General features: G+C 65.1%; 22 protein-coding genes. 13 read left to right on the plus strand and 9 right to left on the minus strand.

The genetic code is table 11. The features are described 5' to 3' along the window. Positions 1–29: 29 nt before the first annotated feature. Positions 30–323 carry a DUF1330 domain-containing protein gene (locus tag HT136_RS23730; protein ID WP_214202322.1) on the minus strand — a complete coding sequence of 98 codons (294 nt, stop codon included), beginning with the start codon at positions 321–323 and terminating at the stop codon, positions 30–32. Between the two features lie 293 nt (positions 324–616). Here HT136_RS23730 and HT136_RS23735 point away from each other — a divergent pair, with 293 nt between their 5' ends. The 4 genes from HT136_RS23735 to HT136_RS23750 are packed head-to-tail and all read left to right on the plus strand — an operon-like array spanning position 617 to position 4108. Beyond that, positions 617–1297 carry an isochorismatase family protein gene (locus HT136_RS23735; protein ID WP_214202323.1) on the plus strand — a complete coding sequence of 227 codons (681 nt, stop codon included), beginning with the start codon at positions 617–619 and terminating at the stop codon, positions 1295–1297. Continuing rightward, complete coding sequence (locus HT136_RS23740; protein WP_214202324.1) at positions 1297–2181, plus strand: polysaccharide deacetylase family protein; 885 nt, start codon at positions 1297–1299, stop codon at positions 2179–2181. The genes HT136_RS23735 and HT136_RS23740 overlap by 1 nt, the downstream gene beginning before the upstream one ends. 2 nt (positions 2182–2183) lie before the next feature. Continuing rightward, complete coding sequence (locus HT136_RS23745; protein ID WP_214202325.1) at positions 2184–3098, plus strand: polysaccharide deacetylase family protein; 915 nt, start codon at positions 2184–2186, stop codon at positions 3096–3098. Further along, positions 3095–4108 carry a zinc-dependent alcohol dehydrogenase family protein gene (locus HT136_RS23750; RefSeq protein WP_214202326.1) on the plus strand — a complete coding sequence of 338 codons (1014 nt, stop codon included), beginning with the start codon at positions 3095–3097 and terminating at the stop codon, positions 4106–4108. Before HT136_RS23745 ends, HT136_RS23750 begins: the two co-directional genes overlap by 4 nt. Positions 4109–4144: 36 nt before the next feature. Here HT136_RS23750 and HT136_RS23755 read toward each other — a convergent pair whose 3' ends face one another. From HT136_RS23755 to HT136_RS23785, 7 genes are all read right to left on the minus strand, one after another. Continuing rightward, positions 4145–4882, minus strand: a complete 738-nt coding sequence (locus HT136_RS23755; protein WP_343222301.1) for a GntR family transcriptional regulator — start codon at positions 4880–4882, stop codon at positions 4145–4147. A gap of 154 nt (positions 4883–5036) precedes the next feature. Continuing rightward, positions 5037–5765: a DUF3108 domain-containing protein gene (locus HT136_RS23760; protein WP_214202328.1), complete on the minus strand. Its 729-nt coding sequence runs from the start codon at positions 5763–5765 to the stop codon at positions 5037–5039. Between the two features lie 45 nt (positions 5766–5810). Continuing rightward, complete coding sequence (locus HT136_RS23765; protein ID WP_214202329.1) at positions 5811–6473, minus strand: hypothetical protein; 663 nt, start codon at positions 6471–6473, stop codon at positions 5811–5813. Between the two features lie 2 nt (positions 6474–6475). Next, positions 6476–7366 carry a VOC family protein gene (locus HT136_RS23770; protein WP_214202330.1) on the minus strand — a complete coding sequence of 297 codons (891 nt, stop codon included), beginning with the start codon at positions 7364–7366 and terminating at the stop codon, positions 6476–6478. Between the two features lie 36 nt (positions 7367–7402). After that, complete coding sequence (locus HT136_RS23775) at positions 7403–8785, minus strand: MmgE/PrpD family protein (protein WP_214202331.1); 1383 nt, start codon at positions 8783–8785, stop codon at positions 7403–7405. A gap of 1 nt (position 8786) precedes the next feature. Continuing rightward, positions 8787–9608 (minus strand): SDR family NAD(P)-dependent oxidoreductase, encoded by an 822-nt coding sequence (locus HT136_RS23780; RefSeq protein WP_214202332.1) that lies wholly within the window; start codon positions 9606–9608, stop codon positions 8787–8789. Beyond that, the gene (locus HT136_RS23785) at positions 9605–9913 is read right to left on the minus strand and encodes an REDY-like protein HapK (RefSeq protein ID WP_214202333.1); all 309 of its coding nucleotides are present in this window, start codon (positions 9911–9913) and stop codon (positions 9605–9607) included. The genes HT136_RS23780 and HT136_RS23785 overlap by 4 nt, the downstream gene beginning before the upstream one ends. Positions 9914–10015: 102 nt before the next feature. Between HT136_RS23785 and HT136_RS26670 the strand changes: the two genes are divergently transcribed. The 9 genes from HT136_RS26670 to HT136_RS23830 all read left to right on the plus strand — a co-directional run bounded on the left by HT136_RS26670 (position 10016) and on the right by HT136_RS23830 (position 19906). After that, entirely contained in the window at positions 10016–11248 is a 1233-nt protein-coding gene (locus HT136_RS26670) for a class I SAM-dependent methyltransferase (RefSeq protein WP_214202334.1), read from the plus strand. Continuing rightward, positions 11245–11604: a hypothetical protein gene (locus HT136_RS23795; RefSeq protein ID WP_214202335.1), complete on the plus strand. Its 360-nt coding sequence runs from the start codon at positions 11245–11247 to the stop codon at positions 11602–11604. Before HT136_RS26670 ends, HT136_RS23795 begins: the two co-directional genes overlap by 4 nt. Positions 11605–11611: 7 nt before the next feature. Next, positions 11612–13006 carry an FAD-dependent oxidoreductase gene (locus HT136_RS23800; protein ID WP_214202336.1) on the plus strand — a complete coding sequence of 465 codons (1395 nt, stop codon included), beginning with the start codon at positions 11612–11614 and terminating at the stop codon, positions 13004–13006. A 62-nt stretch (positions 13007–13068) separates the two neighbouring features. Beyond that, a complete protein-coding gene (locus HT136_RS23805) occupies positions 13069–14703 on the plus strand; it encodes an FAD-binding oxidoreductase (RefSeq protein ID WP_214202337.1) in 1635 nt (544 codons plus the stop codon). Continuing rightward, complete coding sequence (locus HT136_RS23810; protein ID WP_214202338.1) at positions 14703–15728, plus strand: zinc-binding dehydrogenase; 1026 nt, start codon at positions 14703–14705, stop codon at positions 15726–15728. Before HT136_RS23805 ends, HT136_RS23810 begins: the two co-directional genes overlap by 1 nt. 80 nt (positions 15729–15808) lie before the next feature. Continuing rightward, positions 15809–17197, plus strand: a complete 1389-nt coding sequence (locus HT136_RS23815; RefSeq protein WP_214202339.1) for a 3-isopropylmalate dehydratase large subunit — start codon at positions 15809–15811, stop codon at positions 17195–17197. Beyond that, positions 17194–17799: a 3-isopropylmalate dehydratase small subunit gene (leuD, locus tag HT136_RS23820; protein ID WP_214202340.1), complete on the plus strand. Its 606-nt coding sequence runs from the start codon at positions 17194–17196 to the stop codon at positions 17797–17799. The genes HT136_RS23815 and leuD overlap by 4 nt, the downstream gene beginning before the upstream one ends. Further along, positions 17796–18716, plus strand: coding sequence for a hydroxymethylglutaryl-CoA lyase (locus HT136_RS23825; protein WP_214202341.1), 921 nt, complete (start codon positions 17796–17798; stop codon positions 18714–18716). The genes leuD and HT136_RS23825 overlap by 4 nt, the downstream gene beginning before the upstream one ends. Further along, positions 18713–19906 carry a CaiB/BaiF CoA transferase family protein gene (locus HT136_RS23830; RefSeq protein WP_214202342.1) on the plus strand — a complete coding sequence of 398 codons (1194 nt, stop codon included), beginning with the start codon at positions 18713–18715 and terminating at the stop codon, positions 19904–19906. Before HT136_RS23825 ends, HT136_RS23830 begins: the two co-directional genes overlap by 4 nt. 228 nt (positions 19907–20134) lie before the next feature. On the opposite strand, the gene HT136_RS23835 is transcribed toward HT136_RS23830, so the two are convergent. Next, a complete protein-coding gene (locus tag HT136_RS23835) occupies positions 20135–20812 on the minus strand; it encodes a hypothetical protein (RefSeq protein WP_214202343.1) in 678 nt (225 codons plus the stop codon). Positions 20813–20839: the final 27 nt, after the last annotated feature.

Raw genomic sequence — 20839 nt, forward strand, 5'->3', positions numbered from 1 at the left:
TGCCATTCGTCGGCTTCGAGCCGCAGGCGTCAGCTGCCGATGAGCGTGACCGAAATCTCGCCCAGGCCTTCGCGCAGCTTCTTCGCCTCGGCGTATTCGGGCGAATTCCAGAACGCGAGCGCGGCTTCACGGTCCTTCCACTGGGTGACCACGACCGAGGCACCGTCTTCGCCCGGACCTTCGAGAACCTGGCCACCCGGGCCGCGGATGAGATACTCGCCGCCGAACTGCGCCTGCAGCTTGGCAGCCGCTTCGGGATAACCGCTGGCCATGAAGGCGTCGCGGTCGGGAATGCGTGCGGTAACGATGAGCCATGCGGCCATGATCGGGTGAACTCCGTGTTGGCGTGTCTTGAACCGGGGCAGTTTCCGCGCAGCGAGGGCGAAGCGAACAGGGAGCCGCGATGGCTTATCCGATGGGCGGATGAATTGTCCCGCTCTTCTGCATTGTGCGCCAATCGCACGACAATCCGCCCCGGACACCGCCCGAGGTGAACCGAATTTGATCTAGAAGTATATCTATTACTCGGATAGGGTTCGGATCGCAGCGGACAACCGTTTCTCGCCGTGCTTACCGGCACGACGGCCCCCACAAGTTGCGAAAGAGGTAGACCCACATGAGCATCGTCGGCACCAAGATGGTCAGCGACGGCAAGACCGCGCGCCAGCTCTTCGAGGAAGTTCTCGCCAATCCCACCCGCGCCAAGTTCGGCTTCGGGGAAAAGCTGGCGATCGTGAACGTGGACTTCCAGAACGCCTATACCCGCATCGACGAGTTCAAGACCGCCTACGAGACCGACCCGCGCCAGATCGAATACACCAATACGATCTCGCGCCTTGCTCGTGAAAAGGGCATGCCGGTGATCTGGACCCACGTCGCCTATGCCGAGGACGCGAGCGACGCGGGTGTCTGGGGAACGCGCACCAACACACCGGACTCGCTCCAGAACATCAAGTACGAGTCCCGCCGTCACGAATTCGACGAGCGTTGCGAGATCGACCCGTCGGACATGATCTATACCAAGCGCATGCCCTCGGCCTTCTTCGAAACGCCGCTGCAGAGCCTGCTCATCTGGCACAAGGTCGACACCGTGATCGTCACTGGCGGTTCGACTTCGGGCTGCATCCGCGCCACTGCCGTCGACAGCCTCAGCCGCGGCTACCGCACGATCGTGCCGATCGAGACCTGCGCCGACAAGCACGAGAGCTACCACTTCGCCAACCTCACCGACCTCCTGCTCAAGTACGCCGATGTCGAGCCGGTCCAGACTGTGATCGATTGGCTGGAGGCGCGCTGATGAACGAGGGCGAAAAGGACCCCGGGCTCTACGACTTCGCACCCTACCGCGGGCGCACGCCGTTCAGCTGGCCGGGTGACAAGAAAGTGGCGGTGTGGATTTCACCGAACCTGGAATTTTACGAGATCGACCCGCCGGCCAACCCGCACCGCAAGTCCTGGGCCAAGCCGCATCCCGACGTGGTCGGCCAGTCGCACCGCGATCACGCCAACCGCGTGAGCCACTGGCGCATGGCCGAAGTCATGTCCAAGCACGGCTTCCCAGGCTCGGTCAGCCTCTCGATCGCGCTGTGCCAGCACCACCCCAACGTGGTGGCCGATGCCAATGAACGCGGCTGGGAGTTCTTCAGCCACGGCATTTACAACACCCGATATTCCTATGGGATGGACGAGGCGCAGGAGCGCGCGATCATCGAGGATTCGATCCGCACCGTGCGTGAGGCGACAGGGCAGACGATCCGCGGGTGGCTGGCGCCTGCCCTCACCCACACCCCGCGCACGCTCGATCTCATCGCCGAGTATGGCCTCGATTATACCTGCGACCTCTACCACGACGATCAGCCCCAGCGGGTGAAGACGAAATCGGGCGACCTGATTTCGATGCCTTACAGCCTCGAGGTCAACGACCACTACGGCTTCTTCGTCTACAACATGAGCCCGCGCGAATACGCCGACACGCTGATCCGCCAGTACGAGCGCCTTGCCGCCGAACCTTCAGGCACGGTCATGTGCATTCCGCTCCACTCGTACCTCATCGGCCAGCCCCACCGCATCGGTCCCTTCGAGGATGTGCTGAGGCACATTGCCGCCGATGACCGGGCGTGGATCACGCGCTCGGGCGATATCGCCGATGCGTGGCGCGCCATTCACACGAAGGAGGCATGACCATGAGCCTCGATCCCAGCTATCTTGAATACCCCAACCGTCGCCTCGGCTACGACCACGACATGTTCCCCTACTCGGTCATGGAAGAGCGAAAGCCCCTCGCCTGGCCCGATGGCAAGACGGTCGCGACCTGGATGGTCGTGAGCCTTGAATGGTTCCCGATCACGCCTTCGGACAAGCCCTTCAAGGCGCCCGGGCACATGCAGACGGCCTATCCCGACTACCGCCACTACACCTCGCGCGAATACGGTACCCGCGTCGGCTTCTACCGCCTGCTCGATGCCTTCGCGAAGGCGGACGTCAAGGTCTCGGTCGCGACCAACGCCGCGATCGCGCAGCGCTACCCGCAGGTGATCCGCGACATCCTCGATGCCGGGCACGAGATCATCGCGCACTCCACCGACATGAACGGCACGATCGCCTCGAGCCTGCCGGTCGAGGAGGAGCGCAAGCTCATTACCGAGAGCATCGCCATCCTTTCGGACATCGCGGGCGTCAAACCGCGTGGCTGGCATTCGATCGCGCGTTCGCAGAGCTTCGCGACGATGGACCTGCTCAAGGACGCGGGCATCGAGTACTGCTGCGACTGGGTCAACGACGAGTTGCCCTACGTGTTCAACAATGGCCTGGTGAACATCCCGCTCAACCACGAGCTCTCGGATCGCCAGATCATCACCGTGCAGCAGCAGTCGGCCGACAGCTATGCGCAGCAAATGCTGGACGCCTACGACTGGCTGCACACCGAGGCCCAGGCGCATGGCGGCCGCATGCTGCCCATGCACCTCACCCCGTACATCATCGGCCTGCCCTACCGGATGGATGCTTTCGAGCAGCTTCTGGCCGACCTCAAGGCCCGCGACGGCAACTGGTTTGCGCGCGGGTGCGACATTCTCGACTCTTTCAGGAGCCAAATGTGAAAGCCTATACCATCGGAGCCCAGGAAGGGCTCAACTCTCTGACTTTGGGTGAACGCCCCGACCCCGTCGCTGGCCCTGGCGAAGCGGTGATCAAGGTGCGCTACGCCAGCCTCAACAACCGCGACATCCAGGTCATCGAGGGCCGATACGGTGCCAAGAAGGCCGAAGATCGCATCCCGCTCGGCGAAGGCATGGGCGAGATCGTGGCCGTGGGTGAAGGCGTGAGCACGGTTGCCGTCGGCGATCGCGCGATCTGCGCGCATTTCCTCTCGTGGGTCGACGGTCCCTTCGAACTGGCCTACTTCGGCAAGGACCTCGGCACCCTGACCGACGGATGGGGCGCGCAGTACCTCAAGGTTCCGGCAAGTGCCGTGATCAAGGTGCCTGATAACGTGACCGACGAAGCCGCCGCCGCGCTTGCCGCCGCGACGGTCACCGCCTGGCACGCGCTGGTCGTGGTTGGCCAGGTCAAGGCAGGCGATCTCGTGCTGGCGCTCGGCACCGGCGGCGTCTCGATGGCCGCGCTTCAGATCGCCAAGGCCAACGGCGCATTCGTCGCAATCACCTCCTCAAGTGACGAGAAGCTCGAAGAAGCGCGCAAGATGGGGGCGGACTACACCGTCAACTACCGCACGCACCCCGACTGGGCGTCCGAACTGACCCGTCAGACCGGTGGCCGCGGGGCCGACATCATCGCCGAGACCGGCGGCCAGCACACCCTGCCCCAGTCGATCAACGCGGCGGCCGTCAACGCACGCGTGGTCCTGATCGGCGTGGGTTCGGCCGAAGGACCGCTGCCCAACTACGGCGGCATCATCGGCAAGAACCTGGTGATCAAGGGCATCGCCTCGGGCAGCCGCGCGATGCTGGTCGACCTGCTGCGCGCGATGGTCGCCAACGATTTCGCGCCGGTGATCGACAAGGTCTTCCCTTTCGCGGAAATGCCTGCCGCGCTCGAATACCTCAAGTCGGGCGGCCACCAGGGCAAGGTTCTCGTCCGCGTCGACTGACCCGAACGCAACGCTACCGCCGGGTTCCGGGCACCCTCAGAGGGTGCTCGGGCCCTGCAGGTCCATACGAATGTGGAAGCGATCCGCCCGGTAGTGGGCGTAAGTCAGCAAAAACGGGCGTTCGTTTTCGTCGTACGAAACGCGCGTGATACGCAGTATAGGCGAATTGAGTTCGACGTTCATCGATTCCAGCATTTCGCCGAAGGCGAGCACCGCGTTGATTGTCTGTTCCGCGTGCTGGAGACGGTAGCCCACCCCTTCCAGGATTTTCAGGATCGGTTGCTCGGCCAGACTCTCGGGCGTGATGTAGGGCTCGAGTTCGATCGGGACGTAACTCACGATCCACCCGATCACGACCCCTTCCATTTCGCGCAGACGTACCGAGCGGATGACCGGCGTGCCGGTCTCGATCTGAAGGCTCGTCGCCGCGCGGGCGGGGGCGGGTACCTTCGATACCTCCAGCACTTTCACGTCTGTGCCCTCGCCGAAGGCGAGAAGGGAATCGTAGGCCTGGTCGATGTTCGCCTCGATCGGCTTGGCTGGGGACTTGAAGATCACCCGGGTACCGACGCGGCGCTTGCGCTCGACGTAATGCTGTTCGGCAAGGTCGTTGAGCACCCGGCGCGCCGTGATGCGCGAGACGTCGTAGGCCTCGGCCAGCTCCTGTTCGGTGGGCATCGCGCTGCCGAACGGCCTTTGCCCCGACAGGATCTCGTCTCGAAGAAAAAGGTAAATCTGGTGGTAGAGCGGTACCGCTCCTTCGCGATCGAGCACGATCTGTCTTGTCCCCTGTAAGAGCGCCGCAAGCTCCTGATGTCGAAGGGCCGTTGCGGTGCAAACCGGCAACTTCGGGTTCCCCAGTAACTTAGTCAAGCGCTTCCGGGGCACGGGTGGACCATTCGCCGTGCACCGGAAACGCCTAAGGGTATCAGCGCTCGAGTTCGACGAGCTCGTACCAGGTCTGCATGTAGCCGCCCACGCCGCCCTGGACGAAGATGGCATCGTCGTCCGCCGTCACCCACATTTCGTAGGGAGGATGGGCATGGCCGCTCACGCCCACCATGCCCGCGTCGGGATCGGTGAACTCGAACTTGCGGCAATGGAAGGTGCCCGCGCCGACCGTCACGGTCTCCTCGCCGACATAACCCAGGTACAGGTTCGATTCCGCGATGATCGGCGGCGTCGCCCCGCGGTGGTCGGGCGAAGGCAGGAAGCAGCGGAACTTGCGGTTGTGCGCGCCCAGCGAGACGTCGATCTTGCGGGTGATGTAAGCGTCCGCGACAATGGGATGCGTGCCGAAGCCGTCGAAAGGCCCATTGATCGGCATGGTCTGCGAGATGCGGCCGATCGAGGGGCCATAGCTCTCGCACTCGACGGTGTCCTCTCCGATGATGAAGAGGCCCGCGCCCATGAATTCATCTCCGACCGTCAGGCGCACCATGCAATCCATCGGACGGTCGTTCTCGTCGAGGCTGTAGACGATGTCGCGCATGACGGTGGGATCGGGCTCGTCAATTTCGCAGTGCGCGCGCAGGGTCTTCTTGCCGTCGCTGTGGTGGGTCCACATGAAGGTCTCGCGGCCGCGCTCCTCACCCACGCGCCCTTCCTTGCGCGAGGTATACTGGATCTTGCCGCTGATGGTACGATGCTTCTGCAAGGTTACGCTCCCTGTTGAATTGGAAAATGAAGGTTGGGCCGGTGGTCAGACCGGCGTTGCAAGGCCGAGGAACGAGGCGATCAGCACCGCCACCCACAAGGTCATGACGGTGGGGGTGGTGATCCCGATCACCTCCTTGATGATCCGGTCGCCTTCGGGCGTGGCCCCGTTCTGCTTGAGAGCGATGATCGCCGGGAACAGCGGCACCAGCTGGCGCCGCACAAGCAGGCCGATCGAGATGCAGAAAGCGAGGATCAGCAGCTTGAGCGCGATGAACAGCGGCAGCGAAAGCGCGCCGAGAAGACCGGCGATGCCGCTTGCGAGCAGACCGGCGAGCACCACGTAACGGATCGCGATGTCGACCTGCTTGTAGGTCTTGCCGGCCGGTCCGTGCTTGAGGTGGACGGTCCAGGCAAGCGCCAACCAGACGAGGCCCGCCACCCAGGCCGCGACGATCGCGATGCTCGGCAGCGCCAGCCAGCCCTTTGCCACGGCCAGCGTGAAGCCGGTCGGGAAGGCAAGGATCAGAGTGGTGCGCGGGGCCATGTCGATGTTGTTGAGGATGGTGAGCGCCATCATGCGTTCGGGCACCGAGCGCTTGGGATCGATCAGGAAGCGCGCGCTGTAGAACGCGCCAAGGTCGCCGCCGAGCCAGTAGATCGGGATAAGGACGTGGAGCAGCGTGAGAAAGGCAATGCCGTATTCCATGATCAGTACTCTCCCCCTTCGATGACTTCGAGCAGCGCGCCTTCGGGCGTCAGCAGCACGCCGGTGCGCTTGCCGGCGTAGAGCGCACCTTCACGCACGACCGGCTCGCTTGCCCAATGGCCTTCGAGGCGGGCGAAATCGGGGTGCAGCATGGTGGTTACCGCCACGCCCGGCGGCAGCGCGCCCGGATGGCGTCCCCGCACGGTTGCTTCGGCCGGGTACTGGTCGATTTCGAGGAAGGTCTGGCCAAAGCCCTTGGCGGTGACGATGTCCGTCTTCGTCTCGGGATCGAGGTCGAAGGCGAGGTTGATCATCGAATAGCGGATTGCCACCGGATCGATGACCGGCAGGCCGAGCACCTCCTTCACCCACTGAACGCTGGCCGGCAGGTCGTGGCTGGCCAGAACCATGATGAAGGGGCGATCGATGAGCGAGCGGGGCTGGGGAAGGCCGGTGCCCTCACCGGGCTGCAGGATCTGCGTCAGGTAGACGATTTCCTGGTCATCGCCCTTGACCTGCATGGGCTTGACTGTCGCGAAGCCGTCGAGGTCCTTGGGCGGCCCGACGATCTCGAAGGGGCTTTCCTCCATCCGCGCGTTCACCGCCATGACGTCGCTGACGCAGATTTCCGTCGCGGCCCAGCCGTAAGTGCGGATCGGGGCATAGGATGCCACCGGATCGCCTTCGACGAAGCGCAGGAACACGGCTTCACCCGAGGCCGGCTGGAGTATCGCGTAAGGGCGCCCGGCCGAGGCCGGAGCCTGCCAGGCGGCCGCCAGGTCCTCGGGAAGCGAGCCTTGCTCGACAACCGCGTAGTCCATCCATTCGCTGTAGCGTTGGCTCGAGGCGGCCACGTCGGCCACGACGAGTGTCGCACACTTGAGTAGGGTCATTGCAATTCCTGCTTGTTCGATTGAATTCGTGCGGCTTCAGCCCATCACGCCGGTCGTGCGCAGCGCCGCGATCGCATCGGGAGCCTGTGCGAAGCTGGCGATGGCTTCGACAAGCGCTGTGTGCCGGTCGCCAAGTCCGGCGAAGGCGAGGCAGCCTTGCGCCTTTTCCAGGTGCTGTTCGCGCGAGAGCGGCCATTGCGGCGAGCCGAACTGGACGCTGACATCCTGCACCAGCGTATCGCCCTCCACCGTACGGGCGATGGCGCGCGCGGGCGCGAACGCGGCGAGATCGGGGTTGTCGTTGGCAATCACGGTAATCCTGCCTGCCAAAGCGTGGACTGCCGGATCGTCGAGCGAGGCGCGCTGGAAATCGCCCAGCGAAACCTTGCCGCGCAGCAAAGTCACCGCTGCGAGGTATTGCATGCAAAGCCGCGCATAGCCGGGCTCCATGCCGACCTTCGCGGGTCGTCCGACCAGCCGGTGGATGAGCGGCGGAGCGTGGTATTCGAAGCTCTCGAGCTTTTCGGCCGTGAGCCCCTGCCTGGCCATGAGGTCCTGCATGGCGACGATGCCGCCGTGTCCGGCGCGCCCGGAGGGAAAGGGCTTCCAGCTCACTTCGGTGACCCGGTGCCCCTGCCCCAGCTTTGCCAGCGCCGCCGAAAGTTCCTCGCGCTTTTCCATCAGCGCGAAATAGCCGAAGGGCCCGTCGATGGGATGGGCCACGCCCGGCATCCCGCCGCGTGCAAGGTCGATCGCAACCAGAGCGTTGCGGGCTGCATTGGCGACTTGCACCGGTAGCGCGGGCTTGCCTTCGACGTGGGCCTGCATCGTGCCCGAAACGAGCGCGAGCGCATGTCCGAAGGCGTCGAGTGCCACCTCGCGCGGCATCCGGCGCAGCCGGGCGATGCCTGCAACACACCCGAAGATGCCCGCCGTCGCAGGGCGGAAGAACGTCAGAGCATCGGGAGCGGCGATGCCAAGCGTGACCGAGACGTCGACTGCAGCGACGATCGCGGCGAGAAAGTCCTCGCCCGACACCGGCTCGCCGCGTTCGGCCTCCGCCAGAAGCGCGGCCAGCGCCGTTGCCATCGGGTGGAGCACGGCGGGTTCATGAACGCAGTCGTATTCCTGCCCGTGGATCTGGAAGCCGTTGACGAAGGCCGCCGAGGCGGCCGGAAGGCGCACGCCGGGACGACCGAGTACCGAGGCGGTATCGCCCTGCCCCCACCCTTGCGCCATCGCGAGCACCGCGTCGGCGTGCGCGGCGTTGCGTCCGGCGACGCCCACGGCAAGGCTGTCGTGAAGGAAAGTTGCCGCGCGTTCCTGCGCGTCCGCAGCGAGCGAACTCCATTCGAGCGACAGCGCGTGGTCGATCAGTACGTGCGCAGGATTGGCTGTGGTCGTCGTCCCGGCGCTCATCTCAGTGCGGCTCCTCGCCACCCGAGACGTTCATGCTCTCGCCGGTGATGTAGATGGCTTCGTCCGAGCACAGGAACGCGATCGCGGAGGCGGTGTCCTGCGGCAGGCCGGGGCGGCCCATCGGGATGCGCGCCGCCATGCGCTTGAGGTATTCCTCGACGCTGATCCCCTGAACCTCGGCGAAATGCTCGTTCTGCCACTTGCCAAGACCGGTGGTGACGTGGTTCGGACAGACGTTGTTGACGGTAATGCCTTCGGGCCCGAGCTCGATCGAGGCCGAGCGCACGAGGCCGACCAGCGCGTGCTTGGACGAGGTATAGGCCTGGGCGTGCATGAAGCCCGACTTGGCGGCCTGGCTGGCGACGTTGATGATGCGCCCGCCCTTGCCGGCCGCGATCATGCGCTTGGCGGCAGCCTGGAGACCGTACCATGCGCCGTTGAGGTTGACGTCGATCACCGCGCGCCAGTCATCGACCGAAACGTCGACCAGCGGCTTCATGATGTAGCCGATCCCGGCGTTGTTGACCCAGATGTCGAGCGAACCGTGGGTTGCGACCGCATGGTCGGCAAGCGCTTCGACTTGCACGGGGTCGCGCACGTCGCAGGGGAACGTCGAGGCCTCGGAGGGAAGCGAATCGGCGATGCGCTTCATTTCGTCGGTGCTGCCGATCATCGTGTCGGGCGTCGCGGCATCGCGCGAGGCGCCAATGTCGGAGATGACGACGGTGGCGCCCTCCTCCGACAGGCGACGCGCGATCGCTTCGCCAAGGCCGCCCTCGCGACCCGAACCTGTAACGACGGCGACCTTGCCTGCAAACCTCACGCCGAAAGCTCCTCGGTGGTGATGAAGGTCACTTCGACCATGTCGTTGAACTTGGCGGCGATCTCGCCCATCGCGGCGGTCGCAACGTCCGCGCCGAACTGGTCCATGTCGGCGACGTCGAGCACTTCGATGTATTCGAACGGCGCCTTGCCCTCGCTGCCCAGGAGGCCGGTCGCGCGGAACACGCGGAAGCTCTCGATCGACTTCAGGCCGTTCACGGTCGGCAGGTCGGTGCTCTTCGCCCAGGCCTCGTATTCCTCGACCGAGACACCCGGCTTGAGGTTGAAAGTGGCGAAAATCATCATCCGGTTTCCCCTTGGTTATCGTCTGGCGATGCAATTCGGCATCGGCTCTTGCGTCTCTTGTAACGGCAATATAGCATAAGGCTATAACAAATGAGGTAGGCCGTGAAGACGTCTCGTACATCCCCGCCCGCAAACGACCCTAGCGCCGCCTATGACGGCCCGCCGGACTATCGGGTGATTGGTCGCCATGCGGTGTTTCCGCAGACCGATCACGACGAAATCGAGCGAATCAACTTCCTCGCGCAGATGAACCGGCACCTCGCGGCGCGCGTGGTTCCGGGCGTGAAGGCGGCCTACGACAGCCGCGTCGTGCCTGGGTTCGAGGTTGAAAACGGCCGCCCGATGAAGGACCGCCACGAGGCCCGCAAGGCGCTGCTCAAGGACCCGGCGTTCCAGACCTGGTCGGCGCTTCGCCGGATGACCATGGAACAGCGCCAGCAGGCCGGTCGCTGGACTTCGCTGCGTCAGGCCGAGCGTCTCGCCGAGATCGCGGCCGAGCTCACCGATGGCGACGAACGCCTTAAGCTCGATCCCACGCTGGCGATCCCGCGTTATGTCTCGGCGGTCGATCACCACTGCATGCCGGGAAGCTACCACACCGAATATTTCGAGGGCGACGTCACCAACGGCGCCAACTACGATCATGGCGGCTTCGTCACCACCAGTGGTCTGCTGGGCAAGTATTCCGATGGCGGCGGCATGGCCGTGGTGGGCTGGGTTAAGAAGAACCTGCCCGACTTTCAGCCAAAGAAGATTCTCGAGATCGGCGGCACGGTTGGCCATTCCAGCCTGCCGCTGGCCCAGGCCTTCCCCGAGGCCGAGATGACCATCGTCGATCTGGGCGCCCCGGTGCTGCGCTATGGCCTTGCCCGCGCCAAGTCGCTTGGTGTCGACAATGTCTCGTTCGTCCAGGCGAGCGGCGAAGACCTTGCGGACTTCGAAGACCAGAGCTTCGACTGGATCCAGACGACGATGTTCCTGCACGAACTCTCGACCACCGCGCTGCGCAACATTTTCAACGAGACCAAGCGTCTCCTGAAGCCCGGCGGCATCGTGCTGCACGTCGAGCAGCCGCAGTACGCGCCCGGCATGCCGCTTTTCGAGCAGGCGATGCGCGACTGGGACGCGTTCTACAACAACGAGCCCTTCTGGTCGCGCATGCACGAGATGGACCTCGACCAGGCCATGATCGATGCGGGCTTCGCGAAGGACAGCCTGATCCATGGCGGCGTCTACGGCGTCGTCGACCGCGAGCTGTTCCCCGACGCAGCCGAAGATGAAACCGAAGACTACGGCCGCAAGGCGGCCTGGCACGTGATCGGAGCCGTGGCATGAGCTTTTCCGACGCCCTGAACGGAGCCGGCGCCAAGCCTGCCGGCAAGCGTCCCTACTTCCTCGACGCGCAAGTCGAGAAGGTCCTCGCGATCACCATGGCGGTGGCGCAGGAACTGGCCGTCGCGCGCCAGCGCAATGACACGCTCGAGCGTTTGCTGCGCGAAAAGGGTATCCTCGAGGCGGGTGAGATCGACGCATTCGAGCCCACGCGCGAAGCCTCTGCCGAGCGGCAGATGTGGAACCAGGAATACATCGCCCGCATCCTGCGCATCGTGCAGCAGGAGAACGAGGCGGCGATCCTTGCCGACGATGTCGCCTCGGGCGATGTCGGCGAAGAACTCGCGCGCGAGGTTTGATCGGGCGATGAGCGAATTGTTCGAATTCACCGTGCCGGTCCTCGTCGTGGGAGGTGGCGCCTGCGGGTGCATCGCCGCGCTCGCCGCAGCGAAGGCAGGCGCGGACGTCCTTCTCATCGAGCAGGACGAGCGCCCAATGGGCTCCACCGGAATGTCGCAGGGCCTGATCTGCGCGGCCGGTACCAAGGCCCAGGCTGCGCTCGGGATAGAGGACAGCGCCCACACCTACTTCGACGACATCATGGCCAAGACCAAGGGCCAGACTGACCCTGTTCTGGCGCGTGCGATCGCGGACCATGCGGGGCCCACCGTCGACTGGATGGTCGAGGCGCTCGACATGCCCTGGGATCTCGACAAGGGTTTTCGCCCGGCTTACGGGAACAGCACGTATCGCGTGCATGGCTGGCACGGCCACAGCGGTCAGGACATGGTCGACCTGCTGCACCGTCGGCTCGATGACAACGGCGTCGACGTCATGACCGGGGCCAAGCTCGTCGACGTCCACTCGGACGACGAGGGCCGCGTGCTCGGTGTCACCATCGAACGCCCGGACGGTTCGCGCGAGGATGTCGGTTGCGACACGCTGATCCTCGCCTGCGGGGGCTTCGCCGCCAACCACGCGATGGTTGCCGAAAACATGCCCGACGTCGCCATCGCCCGCAACAACGGCCACGAAGGCAGTCAGGGTACCGGCATTCGCGTGGGCGAGAAGCTGGGCGCCGCATTCGGCGACATGGCCTCCTACCAGGGCTATGCGATGCTCACCGAGCCGCAGGGGCTTCCGGTTCCTCCGGGGGTTCCCGTCGCGGGAGGCATCCTGGTCAACATCGAGGGCAAGCGCTTCACCGACGAGACCGCCGACATCGCAGGAATGGTGCACCCCGTGTTGCAGCAGCCGGGCGACTATGTCTGGGTGATCTACGACGATCGCATCGAGGCCGAGGTCGACTATATCCCCGAGATCATTGAGCTCAACAAGCTCAACGCACCCCGCTTCGCCAATAGCGTGGAAGAGCTCGCCGATGTGCTTGGCCTGCCGCACGACGCACTGGCGGCAACGCTCGCGGACGCCCATGACGCGCAGGCCCGGGCCGAACCGGACGCGCAGGGACGCATCTGGAACCAAGACCTTCCCCCGGCGCCCCGCTTCCGTGCCCTCAAGGTCGTGGGCGCGATCTTCCACACGCAGGGCGGGCTCCAGATCGACGGCCAGGCGCAGGTCTTGCGTCCTGACGGCACCCCCCTGCCCAACCTCTTCGCAGGCGGCGGCGCGGCCCGCTCGGTCTCGGGTCCCGCGCACTGGGGCTACCTGCCGGCCATGGGCCTCGCCACGGCGGTGACCTTCGGGCGCCTCGCCGGTGAGGCCGCAGCTCGCCTTGCGCTGGCCCGCGAGACGGCCTGACCGTCCCGCATCCGCCTTTCGTCCACTTTACGCAAATTCGCACTCATTTTCGGGAATTCATCATGTCCGATACTGCTGCACCGGTTGCTCCCGCCGCCATCGCCACTTGCCCCGCCGATTTGCGCGACAAGCTCGAAGCCATCGTGGGCGCTGCCAACGTCACCTCCGACGAAGATCGCCTGCGCCTGTTCAGCGAGGACGTCTGGACCCGCTCCCAGCATGTCGCGATGCTGATCGTGGCGCCCGAGACCACGCAGGAACTGGCGGCGGTGGTCGCCGCCGCCAACGAGGCGGGCGTCGCGCTTGCCCCGCGCGGTGCGGGCATGAGCTACACCGAATCCTACCTGCCGGTCACCGACGACACCGTTTCGATCGACATGACGCGCATGAACAAGGTCCTGCGCATCAGCCGCGAGGACATGACCGTGACCGTCCAGGCCGGTTGCACCTGGCTCGACATGATCGAGGCGCTCAAGCCGCTTGGCCTGCGCACGCCGTTCTGGGGGCCGATGTCGGGTATCTACTCGACCATCGGCGGCGGTCTCTCGCAGCTCAATGCGATGTTCGGCGCGGGCCACTATGGCACTTCCAGCGAGAGCGTGGTCTCGCTTACCATGGTGCTGGCCGATGGCCGCACCTTCAGCACCGGTGCGCGGGGCCCCGATGGCAACACGCCGCACTATCGCCACTTCGGCCCCGATCTCGTCGGCCTGTTCTGCGGCGATTCGGGTACGCTGGGTCTCAAGGCCGAGATCACCTTCCGCCTCATCCTGACCCCCCAGTTCGAGGATTCCGTCTCGTTCTCGTTCAAGACCGGCCCGGTCATGCTCGAGGCGCTGGCCGAGATGACCCGCGCCGGGATCGCCTCGGAAACCTGCGGCTTCGATCCCGGCCTCACCAAGGTGCGCATGAAGCGCATGTCGATGGCCGCCGACGTGAAGACGCTGGGCAAGGTCATCACCAAGGAGAAGTCGCTGGGCAAGGGCCTGCTGGCGGCCGCCAAGATCGCGATGGGCGGGCGCAACTTCATCCCCGAGGAAGAATACCCTCTCCACATCACCGCCGAGGGCCGCTGCAAGGAAGCGGTTGCCGCCGACATCGCCAAGGCGCGTGAAATCGCCGCAAAGTTCGAAGGCGTCGAGATCGAGAACTCGATCGCCAAGGTGATCCGTGCGATGCCGTTCCCCGCCCCGAACTCGATCCTCGGCCCCGAGGGCGAGAGCTGGGTGCCCGTCCACGGCCAGGCCTCGCTCTCGACCGCGCCCGCGATGTTCTCCGAAATCCGCGCTTACTTCGATGAGATGGCTCCGACTTTCGAAGCCCACGGCATCTTCAACGGGTTCCTGTTCTCCTCGCTCTCGACCAGTGCGATCGTGATCGAACCGGTCTTCTTCTGGCCCGAGGGCTACCGCCCCGTGCACGAATCGATGATGGAGGCCGATCACCTCAAGAAGCTCAAGCAGATGGGGTCCAATCCCGAAGCGACCGCCATCGTCACGCAGGCGCGCAACAAGGTGAAGGAGATCTGCAAGAAGTATGGCGCTGCCCACTTCCAGATTGGGCGAGCCTATTCCTACCGCGACCGCCAGGATCCCGCGTTCCTCGACGTGCTCGACGCGGTCAAGAACACGGTCGATCCCAAGGGTCTGTTCAACCCGGGTGGCCTCGGCTTCCCGCAGGGCAAGATCGCGCAGTGATGTCCGAGAAAGGTGCGACCTACCGCGCGATCCGTCTCGAACGGATCGCGCCCTCCTTCCGCGAAGGCTGCGAAATCGTCGACCTGCCGAGCCGTGAGCCCGGCCCTGGCGAAATCCGCGTGCGCAACCGTTTCTGCGGCATCAACGGCATCTTCGACACGCAGATCGCGCGGGACGCGGTCGACTACGTCAAGATCGCGCTTCCCACCTTCACCGGCGTCGAAGCGATCGGCGTGGTCGAGGCTATCGGCGAGGGCGTGCGCGAATTCGCCGTCGGCGATGCGGCCGTCTCGGTTCGCTTCACCGGCGGGTACCGCGAGGAAAACACAGCTCCGGCCAGCGCCTTCGTCAAGGCGCCGGCGCCGACCCGCGAGTATCTCGCGCTTTCCTCCACCGGCGTTTCGGCAATGGTCGCGCTCGAACGGATCGGCGAGCTCAAGGACGGCGAAACCGTTGCCATTTCGGCGGCGGCGGGTGGCCTTGGCCATTTCCTCGTCCAGCTTGCGGTGCTGCGCGGTTGCCACGTGGTGGGCGTTGCCGGTGGTCCCGAGAAGTGCGCCTTCGTGAAGTCGCTCGGCGCCGCACGGGTGATCGACTACAAGTCGGAAGACGTCGCCGAAGTGCTGGGGCGTGAATACCACAATGCGCTCGACGTTGCGGTCGACACGGTGAGCGGCAAGATCCACGACGCCTTCCTTGCCAACCTTGCCAACCACGGCCGTCTCGTCGTCGGCGGCGCGGCGGCGGACCTGGAGGGCAAGCCCGAGATCGTGACGGCCCCGCGCATCGCGAATTCGATCTACTACAAGGGTGCCTCGGTGCGCGGCTTCATGAACGGATTGCTCACGCCCTACTGGGACGATGCCCGCGAGCGGCTCTTCGCGCTCTACGAGGATGGCAAGCTCAAGGCCTGTATCGACGAGGCCCGTTTCACCGGCATCGAGGGCATCTACGACGGGGTCGAACGGCTCCTGTCTGGTCGCTCCTCGGGCAAGGTGATCGTGGACTTGGTCGAGGCGACCTGAATTGACGTAGGCGGGTCGGCCCGGACAGGCCACCGCCTGCTGTTGCCTTCAGGCAATCGATGCGACGCAGAAGAACAACCATGACACAACCAGCCCCCAAGACCCTTTTCGCCAAGATATGGGACGCGCACCGGATCGAGACCGGTTCGACAGGCTCCAGTCTTGTCGCGATCGATCGCGTGTTCCTGCACGAGCGCACCGGCGCGGCGGCGCTCAAGTCGATGGCGGCGGCGGGACGCCCCGTGCACGATCCCGCGCGCGTCTTCGCGGTCATGGACCATATCGTCGACACGCGCATCGGTCGCGGCGACGGCACGCTGATGGAAGGCGGTTCGGCCTTCATTACCGAGACCCGTGCGGCGGCCAAGGCGGCGGGCATCATGCTGTTCGACGTCAACGATCCCGACCAGGGCATCACCCACGTCATCTCGCCCGAACTGGGCATCGTGCTGCCCGGCGTGACGCTCGTCGCCCCCGACAGCCACACCTGTACGCAAGGTGCACTGGGTGCGCTCGCCTGGGGCATCGGTTCGAGCGAAGCCGAGCACGCAATGGCGACCGGCACGCTGCGGATCGAGAAGCCGCGCACCATGCGCGTGACATTCACCGGCACGCTGGCTCCGGGTGTCACTGCCAAGGACATGGCGCTCGCGCTCATTGCCGCGCACGGCGCGGGCGGCGGTGCGGGCCATGCAGTGGAATTCGCAGGCGAAGCGGTCGAGGCGCTCGAGATCGAGGCGCGCATGACCTTGTGCAACATGGCGACCGAATTCTCCGCCATGGCGGGCTTCATCGCGCCCGACGCGAAGACCTTCGCCTATCTCGCGGGGCGCCGCTACGCGCCCGCACACTTCGACGAGCCCTATTGGCAAACGCTGCGCAGCGACGAGGGCGCGGTGTTCGACGCCGAGATCGTGATCGATGCGTCGAGCCTCGCACCGATGGTGAGCTGGGGCACCAGCCCGCAGCATTCGATGCCGATCGACGGCGCGGTGCCGCAGGGTCCGCAACGTGCGCACGACTACATCGGGCTCGAGGCCGGTGCCACCATGCTCGGCACGCCGATCGACGTCGCTTTCATCGGCTCGTGCACCAATGCGCGCCTTTCCGACCTTCGCCGCGCGGCCGCTCTGGTGAAGGGGCACAAGGTTTCGCCCGCGATCCGGAAGGCGCTCGTCGTGCCGGGCAGCTCGGCGGTCAAGCGCGCGGCCGAGGCCGAGGGGCTCGACGCGATCTTCACCGAAGCCGGGTTCGAATGGCGCGCGAGCGGCTGTTCGCTGTGCTTCTTCGCAGGGGGCGAGCGGTTCCCTGAAGGCAGCCGCACGATCAGCTCGACCAACCGTAATTTCGAGGGCCGCCAGGGTCCCGGCATCCGCACCCATATCGCAAGCCCGGAAACGGTGATCGCCAGCGCCATCGCCGGTGCTATCGCCGATCCGCGCGAACTCGCGAAGGAGACCGCCCAGTGACCCCGTTCACCACGCTTTGCTCCATCGCCATCCCGATCCTGCGCGACAACGTCGATACCGACGCGATCATTCCGAGCCGCGAAATGAAGAGCACCGGGCGAACCGGCCTTGCCGAGGGGCTTTTCGCTCCCTGGCGCTACAGCGACGTGGCGGCCCGCGTGCCTGATCCAACCTTCGAGCTCAACCGGAGCGAAGCGCAAGGCGGGCAGATCATCCTTGGCGGGGCCAATTTCGGTTGCGGGTCGAGCCGTGAGCACGCGGTCTGGGCGCTCGTCGAATACGGCATCCGCTGCGTCATCGCCGAAAGCTTTGCGCCGATCTTCCGCGCCAACTGCATCCGCAACGGCGTTCTGCCGATCACGCTGCAGCGTAGCGTGGTCGATGCACTTGCCTGGCATCAACTCGAAATCGATCTCGCAGCGCAGACCGTGCGAGCTGGCGAGACGAACTGCACCTTCACGATCGAGGACGAGCCGCGCACGATGCTGCTCGAGGGGCTCGACGTGATCGACCTGACATTGAAGGCCCGGGACGCCATCGCGGCGTGGACCGACGCGGATCGCACGGCGCGCCCCTGGGTCTACCTGGAGAAGACGGCATGACACAGATCCTCGTATCCGAAGTGGGCCCGCGCGACGGGCTCCAGTCGATCAAGCAGGTAATGCCGCTTGAGGCCAAGAAAGCCTGGATCGCGGCGGAAGCTGCTGCCGGCGTCAAGGAGATCGAGGTCGGCAGCTTCGTGCCGCCCAAGCTGCTTCCGCAAATGGCCGACACCGCCGAGCTCGTGGCCTTCGCCAAGGGTATCGAGGGTCTCAACGTGGTGGCGCTCGTGCCCAACGCGCGCGGCGCCGAGAACGCTGCGAAGGCGGGCGTCCACGGCATGTCGATCCCCTTTTCGCTCAGCGAAACGCACTCGATCCGAAACGTGAAGAAGGATCATCCGGCGATGCTCGCCGAGATCGCGGCGGTCGCCCGGATCGCCAAGGACGCCGGAATCCACTTTGCGGTGGGTCTCTCCACCGCCTTCGGCTGCACCATCGAGGGCGCGGTGCCCGAGGATACCGTGGTGCGCCTCGCCGTTGCCGCGGCCGAAGCGGGTGGCCAGGAATTCAGCCTGTCGGACACGACCGGCTATGCCGACCCCGCCCAGGTCAAGCGCCTTGTGCGCAAGGTCAAGGCCGCGGTGGGCGACGAGATGCTCACCACGCTGCACCTGCACAACACCCGCGGCCTCGGCCTTGCCAATGCGCTGGCGGGGCTCGAGGAAGGGATCACCACGATCGACGCCTCGATCGCGGGTCTTGGCGGCTGCCCTTATGCGCCGGGCGCTTCGGGCAACCTGGTTACCGAGGACCTCGTCCTCATGCTCAATACCATGGGCTACGACACCGGCATCGACCTGGAGAAGCTGCTCGAGGTACGAAAGATCCTCGCCGAGGCGCTTCCCGGCGAGCCGCTTTACGGCTTTACGCCCGATGCCGGGCCGATGCTCGACTACAAGGAAAGGATTGCGCGATGAGCGCTGTTGCAGGCGGTGCGCCGACGCCGCTGGCCGGGATCACGGTCGTTGAATTCACCCACATGGTCATGGGCCCGACGGTCGGTCACATCCTCGCCGGGCTGGGCGCCGAGGTCGTGCGCATCGAGCCCATCGGCGGTGACCGCACGCGCAAGCTGCTCGGTTCCGGTTCGGGCTATTTCCCGATGTACAACCGCGGCAAGAAGTCGATCTGCCTCGACCTCAAGAGCGCCGAGGGCATCGCGGTCGCGAAGGACCTGTGCGCCAAGGCCGACGTGCTTGTCGAGAACTTCCGGCCCGGTGCACTCGACCGCCTCGGACTGTCCTACGAAGCTCTCAGTGAAATCAATCCCGGCCTGATCTACTGTTCGGAGAAGGGGTTCCTCCCCGGTCCCTACGAAGAGCGCACCGCACTTGACGAAGTGGCGCAGATGATGGGCGGCCTCGCCTACATGACCGGCCCTCCGGGACGTCCCTTGCGCGCCGGTTCGAGCGTCGTCGACGTGACTGGCGGCATGTTCGGGGTGATCGGCATTCTGGCCGCGCTGGAGGAACGCCACCGTACGGCCAAGGGCCAGAAGATCGTCGCCAGCCTGTTCGAGACCACGATCTACCTCGTCGGCCAGCACATGGCCCAGTTCGCGGTCACCGGGAAGGCCGCCAACCCGATGCCCGCGCGCATCTCGGCCTGGGCGATCTACGACGTGTTCGAGACCAAGGACGAGCCGGTCTTCATCGGCGTTGTCAGCGACGTCTTGTGGGAGAAGTTCTGTGCGATCTTCCAGCTCGACGAACTCTGGGGCGACGAGAGCATCCGCACCAACAACGAGCGCGTGAAGGCGCGCGACCGCATCCTCCCGCAGGTGCGCGAGTTGTTCCTGGGCATGACCCGCGCCGAGATCGTCGGCATGCTCGAGGGCACCGGCCTGCCCTTCGCCCCGATCGGCAAGCCCGAGGACATGTTCGACGATCCTCAACTCGCCGACGGTGGCCTTGAGGACGTCACGCTCGACAATGGCGAGCAGACCCGCCTGCCCACCATCCCACTGCAGATGGGCGGCAAGCGTCCCGGCGCTCCGGTCACCCTGCCCAGCGCGGGACAGGACAGCGTCGCGGTGCTCGAAGCGCTGGGTTATCCGGCCGAAAAGATTGCCACTCTGACCGCGACGGGCGCCGTCGGCACCGCCTGAGTGCGGCTTTCAAGCACGCTCGACCAATAAAGAAGGGCCCCGGCATGCACGCGCGTTGCCGGGGCTTTTTCGTAGCCTTCGCCAACCCGGGGCGACGCGGGTAAAGCGCTGGCCAAGAGTCGATGTCCGGTGCGACAATGCAGCCCATGAAAAAAAGGGCGATCCCGAGGGACCGCCCTTTCCTCCTGCATGTCTCTTGCGAGACTTATGCCTTGTTGTCGATGCTCCTCAGAACGGCTTCACCGAACCCAGGAAGCAGATGCCCGAAATCGTGATCCAGTACACGTAGGCCATCATGCGGCCGTACAGGAACTCACGTTCGAGCGCAGCCTCCTCTTTGGGGTTGGGACCTTCCGCCAGGCGACGGAAACGCACCGTCCACAGGCGCATGATCCAGCGCAGACCAAGACCGATGCACAGCGTGAAGCCGTAAAGCGTCAGCTTGGCAGCATACCAGCGCATGCCCTCGCCCGCCTCGAGCGGACCGTGGCCCAGCAGCGAGGAGATGCCGACGATGAAGATCGCCGGAATGAGGAACCAGCGGATCTTCTCGTCGATCTTGGTCAGCTTGACGCCGATGTCGGTCTCGCGCTTGATGAACGCGGCCCAGCACAGCGAGAGCCAGAGCGCCCAGAAGATCCACATGGCCGCCAGGTAGTTGCCACCGTAGGGCTGCAGGCCATAGATATGGCCCATGTGCAGCCCCAGCGGCAGCAGCGAGATGATGCCCGTGCGCGCCAGGATGTCGATGCGATAGGCCGTCTCCATGTGGCGGCGGCGTTCGTCCATCGACAGCTTGCGGTTGATGACATTGAAACTCGTCTGGAACACACCCCATTCGCCGCCCAGCCAGTAGACCATGCAAATGATGTGTACCCAGCGCAGAACCAGTACTTCTTGAATCACGACTTTCCCCTTTTGTCAGAAGGGGGG

Origin of the sequence: Novosphingobium profundi (genome assembly GCF_018491765.1) — a bacterium.
GTDB classification, from domain to species: domain Bacteria; phylum Pseudomonadota; class Alphaproteobacteria; order Sphingomonadales; family Sphingomonadaceae; genus Novosphingobium; species Novosphingobium profundi.